Below are 5,243 nucleotides of genomic sequence, written 5' to 3'. Positions count from 1 at the left end.
CCTTGAGAATAAATAAGTTAATAAGTAAGATAAGGTTTAAGTTTTGAGCTTTCGGTTTTGAGCTTTCGGCTTTGAGCTGTGAGCTTTCGGCATTCGGCTTTGAGCTTTGAGCTTTCGGCAAAATGTAGCTATTGTTAGTAAAAAACATTTAACACTCTTTGCCTTGTGCCTGTTGCCTCAATATAACTTTTGAGCTATCGGCTTTCGGCTTTGAGCTTTCGGCAAAATGTAGCTATTGTTAGTAAAAAACATTTAACACTCTTTGCCTGTTGCCTTGTGCCTGTTGCCTGTTGCCCTATTGCCTTGTGCCTAAAAAACTAAATGTACACGATTACCTAAATAATATAAATTCAATCAACAACGCCATGAACGAGCTTTCGATAACAGATATCAAATTATCTGATTATACTTATGAGCTTCCTGATGAAAGAATTGCCAAATTTCCCTTGAATGAAAGAGACCAGTCGAAGCTACAGGTATATCATCAAGGTGAAATTACTCATACTCAGTTTTATCAAATCGCAGACTATCTTCCAAAAGGTAGTCTGTTGGTTTTTAATAATACAAAAGTAATTCCAGCAAGAATACACTTTCAGAAACCTACAGGAGCCACTATTCAAATTTTCTTGTTACATCCAGTTGCACCAACCTCGGTGATTAACCTAGCCATGGAAGTAAGCGATGGCTGTGTTTGGGAATGTATGATTGGCAACAAAAAACGTTTCAAGAAAAATGACATTTTACAGCATACCTTGTTCGTTAACGACAATAAAGTTGTAGTATCAGCCAAATTAGCCGATGAGGAGCAAAATCATGTCGAGCTCTCTTGGCAAAATTTGAGTAACGATGCTCCTATTCTATTCGTAGATTTAATTCAATCCTTAGGCGAAATCCCTTTGCCGCCTTATTTGAATCGTGAAACAGAATCTTCTGATTATGAAACCTATCAAACGGTTTATAGTGAGAAAAAAGGAGCAGTAGCTGCCCCAACTGCTGGTTTGCATTTTACAGAAAGAGTTTTACAAAAACTCCAGGAAGCTGGTTTTAAACAAGATTTTTTGACTTTGCACGTAGGTGCTGGCACTTTCCAACCTATCAAGGTAGAAAATATTGTAGAGCACCGTATGCACAACGAACAGATTGTTTTTTCAAGAAAGAATCTTCAAACATTAGTCCAACACGAAGGGCCGATTATTCCAGTAGGTACCACTTCTATGCGTGCGCTCGAAAGTTTGTATTGGTTTGGGGTAAAATTAGGGAAAGGTGACTCTGATTTTTTGATAGAAAAACTTTACCCATATCATCATACTGAAACACTTCCTAGTCGACAAGAATCATTTGCCACAATCCTCAATTTTATGGAAAGCAATGATATTGAAGAACTTACAGGAGAAACCGAGATTTTCATATTCCCTGGTTATCAATTCAAGGTTTGTAGAGGCATTATTACCAACTATCACCAACCCGAAAGTACATTAGTATTGCTTATTGCTGCCCTTATCGGCGAAGATTGGCGCAAAGTATACCAAGAAGCTATGGAAAAAGACTATCGCTTTTTGAGCTACGGCGACTCATCGCTGTTGTTGCCATAATAGTAAGTTGTGAATAATAGCATCTTATACTAACTGCTTACCAGTCGGCTATTAGCTTATAAGTCAAAACGAAAAAATATTTTCCACTTGCCCAAAGCTAATAGCCGAAATTCCAAAGCCCTTTCAATACTGATACCAATCTCCCCAATCATTGCGCAGTTTTTGACGGATTTTTTCTTCTGCTGAATTCTGCTGAGGTTCAAAAAGCTTCGTTTTTTCTATCTCTTTCGGGAAAAACTCTTGCTCAGCAAAATTCCCTTTATAGTCATGGGCATATTTGTATCCTTTTCCATAATCTAGTGACTTCATGAGTTTGGTTGGAGCATTTCGCAAATGCAGTGGTACCGGAAGATTACCCGTTTGTCTAACCAATTCTTGAGCCTCACCAATAGCCAAATAAGCTGAATTACTTTTAGGAGAGGTTGCCAAATAGATGACCGCCTCCGACAAGATAATCCTAGATTCGGGCATACCCACTAATCGAATAGCCTGAAAGCAAGTATTAGCCATTAATAACGCATTGGGGTTAGCTAATCCAATATCCTCGGCAGCCAATATTACCAAGCGTCTTGCTATGAATTCTATATCTTCGCCTCCCTCCAACATGCGAGCCAACCAATACACAGCCGCATTAGGGTCTGACCCACGAATAGACTTAATAAATGCCGAGATAATGTCATAGTGTTGCTCGCCATCTTTGTCATACATCGCAATATTTTGCTGCAACTTATCTACCACCATTTCATTGGTAATCTTCAATGACTCACCAACCTGTTGAAAGTTTGTTACCAATTCAAGGATATTATACAGCTTTCGCCCGTCGCCTCCTGAAAACTGCAAGATAGCGTCATATTCTACGATTTCTATATCCCTATTTTTCAAAAAACTATCTTTCAATAAAGCCTGATTTAACATCAAAATCAAATCATCTTTTTCCAAAGATTTTAGTACATATACCTGACAACGAGACAATAATGCCGAAATCACCTCAAAAGACGGATTTTCGGTGGTAGCACCAATCAGCGTTACCACTCCTTGCTCAACTGCCCCCAGTAAGGAATCCTGTTGTGATTTTGAAAAACGGTGAATCTCATCGATAAATAAAATTGGCGAAGGCGTATCAAAAAACTTTTGTTTTTTGGCAGAATCTATAGTTTCACGAATATCCTTTACTCCTGCGCTAATAGCAGAAAGTGTATGAAAAGGGCGTTTCAATGTTTTAGCAATGATACTCGCCAAAGTAGTTTTGCCAACCCCAGGAGGTCCCCACAAAATAAAGGAAGGAATCCGACCAGCCTCAACAGCTCTGCGTAAAACAGCTTTTTCTCCAACCAAATGGTCTTGACCCACATAATCATCAAGCGTCTGCGGACGCATCCTTTCGGCTAATGGTTGCATGATTTCTATCTTTTTTATTCAAATAAAACATTCTCAGCTTCAAAATAAATCCAAAACAAATTGTTTATCAAAAAAAATAGCCTAATTTTGTAACCATTGTATAAGGTTAAACAAGGTGGTTATGGATGATTTTTTAACACTAAATGAGGCAGCTGAAATATTAGGCAAAAGTAAAGAAACTTTGAGAAGATGGGATAGAGAAGGTAAACTTCAAGCCGTACGCGAACCCATGAGCAACTATCGTGTGTATTCTCGAGAGCAATTAAATATTTTTAATGATTTTATCAAATCAAAAGAAGATAAAGAAATTTCCAACTACGAAAAACCTTTATATCCTTATTCTGTAATAGAGCTTTTTGCGGGTGCGGGTGGATTAGCTATTGGCCTCGAACAGGCTGGTATAGAGTGTACTGCTTTGAATGAAATTGATAAATGGGCTTGTGAAACATTAAGACGTAACAGACCGCACTGGAACGTACTAGAAGGAGATATAAAAAGCTTTAATTTTTCAGAATATCACAACCAAGTCGATTTGGTCACAGGAGGGTTTCCCTGTCAAGCCTTCAGTTATGCGGGTAAGAAGCTTGGGCTAGATGATGCTAGGGGTACTTTATTTTATGAGTTTGCCAGAGCTGTGCAAGAAATCAATCCATTGATTTGTGTAGGTGAAAATGTACGTGGCTTATTAAGTCATGATAATGGAAAAACGCTTCAAGGCATGATTTCTATTTTAAACGAAATCGGCTACAATGTTGTACCTATTCAAGTATTAAAAGCGGTCAATTATAAAGTTCCTCAAAAACGTGAGCGACTTATATTAGTTGGAATCAGAAAGGATATAGATATTCCATTTGAATATCCCAAACCTTATAAAAAAATATACAACCTTTCAGATGCTTTAAAAAAGGGTGAGCTTTTTGACACTGATGTACCTGAATCAGATGGTGCAAAATATCCAAAATCTAAAAAAGTTGTCTTAGACCTTGTGCCTCCTAAAGGCTATTGGCGTGATTTGCCTTTGGATGTTCAAAAGAGTTATATGGGTAAAAGTTTTTATTTGGGTGGTGGTAAAACAGGAATGGCTCGTAGAATTGGCTGGGACGAACCTAGTCTCACACTGACTTGCTCTCCTGCTCAAAAACAAACAGAGCGCTGTCATCCAGAAGAAACTCGTCCATTCACCGTACGTGAATATGCTAGAATCCAGACATTTCCAGACGACTGGAAATTTGCAGGTTCTACCTCTCAACAGTACAAGCAAATAGGTAACGCTGTACCTGTCAATCTTGGTCGAGAGGTAGGGTATTCAATTGTGAAGTTTTTAAATCAGTATTACAGTTTATCAAAACCTAAATAATACTGGTAATTTTCATAAGTAATTTCATTAAGGATGGTTCGACCAGATTTGTCTGAACCATCCTTAATTTCATTTAATGCAGAGTTTTGCTTTTTCTCTGACTCTTCAACCCGAATACTTTTCAGATAATCCTCTATCACTTTTGGTAAAACGCTATACAATTGAAATAGTGCATTATCAACTCCAGTAAGTAGTCGATAAAATTGGTCTCCTGATATTTTATAAACCCTACTATGACTATATTCTTTACCATTAATGATACTAACCCACTTTTCACAAAAACTTTGTGTAGCTAATATTTGTACCCAATAACATTTGGCTTGTTTATTGTCATCAGCATATCGTTTCAACTTTTGAAATAGACTTTCAGCAGCACTACTATTCATCGTATTGTGCTTATTTTTAATATCTGCAAATAGTGTATTGTCTATAGCTTTAATATCAAAACCACTCAAATTGCCTTTTTCATAGCCTGCTATTCCTCCTAATATTTCCTCATGAAAGGTTCCAATTGAATTATTAATTGATTTGTCTACTTGACGTAAAATCTCAGCCTGAATTAATGCTTCCTCATCCATATTATTGAATTTCACATCAAAAACCATTTTAAAGGCATCAATTTTATTACTGTAGAATTTCTTTTTATTAATATCATTTTTTGCCTTTTGATAGGATTGATAAAGATGGGCGACACAGTTCAATAGATGCTCGTCACTAATAAATGATAAATAGGTATTTGCCATAGATATTATGTTAAAATTTTCGGTCAAAAATAGAATTTATTCATAACAAAGCCTTCTATTTTCAGAAAAACTCGTGAGAATAGAAGGCTTGATATTAGTCTTCTGCCTTTTCACGACCGTCGGCCATTCGTACAATTTTGGGACTAAACTGCG

At 37.0% G+C, this 5,243-nt stretch carries 4 protein-coding genes; 2 read left to right on the top strand and 2 right to left on the bottom strand.

Features of this window, described 5'->3' with window-relative positions:
* Positions 1 to 365 precede the first annotated feature (365 nt).
* Entirely contained in the window at positions 366 to 1,592 is a 1,227-nt protein-coding gene (locus ACOVQ4_RS13160) for an S-adenosylmethionine:tRNA ribosyltransferase-isomerase (RefSeq protein ID WP_421821094.1), read from the top strand.
* A 123-nt stretch (positions 1,593 to 1,715) separates the two neighbouring features.
* Here the strand turns inward: ACOVQ4_RS13160 and ACOVQ4_RS13155 are convergent, their stop codons facing one another.
* Positions 1,716 to 2,990: a replication-associated recombination protein A gene (locus ACOVQ4_RS13155; RefSeq protein ID WP_421821093.1), complete on the bottom strand. Its 1,275-nt coding sequence runs from the start codon at positions 2,988 to 2,990 to the stop codon at positions 1,716 to 1,718.
* A gap of 121 nt (positions 2,991 to 3,111) precedes the next feature.
* Here ACOVQ4_RS13155 and dcm point away from each other — a divergent pair, with 121 nt between their 5' ends.
* Complete coding sequence (dcm, locus tag ACOVQ4_RS13150; protein WP_421821092.1) at positions 3,112 to 4,347, top strand: DNA (cytosine-5-)-methyltransferase; 1,236 nt, start codon at positions 3,112 to 3,114, stop codon at positions 4,345 to 4,347.
* On the opposite strand, the gene ACOVQ4_RS13145 is transcribed toward dcm, so the two are convergent.
* Entirely contained in the window at positions 4,323 to 5,090 is a 768-nt protein-coding gene (locus ACOVQ4_RS13145) for an Eco47II family restriction endonuclease (protein WP_421821091.1), read from the bottom strand. The genes dcm and ACOVQ4_RS13145 overlap by 25 nt on opposite strands.
* Positions 5,091 to 5,243 lie beyond the last annotated feature (153 nt).

This window comes from Flectobacillus sp. (genome assembly GCF_049240685.1).
Taxonomy (GTDB): domain Bacteria; phylum Bacteroidota; class Bacteroidia; order Cytophagales; family Spirosomataceae; genus Flectobacillus.
This window is presented reverse-complemented; position numbering and strand designations above follow the sequence as displayed.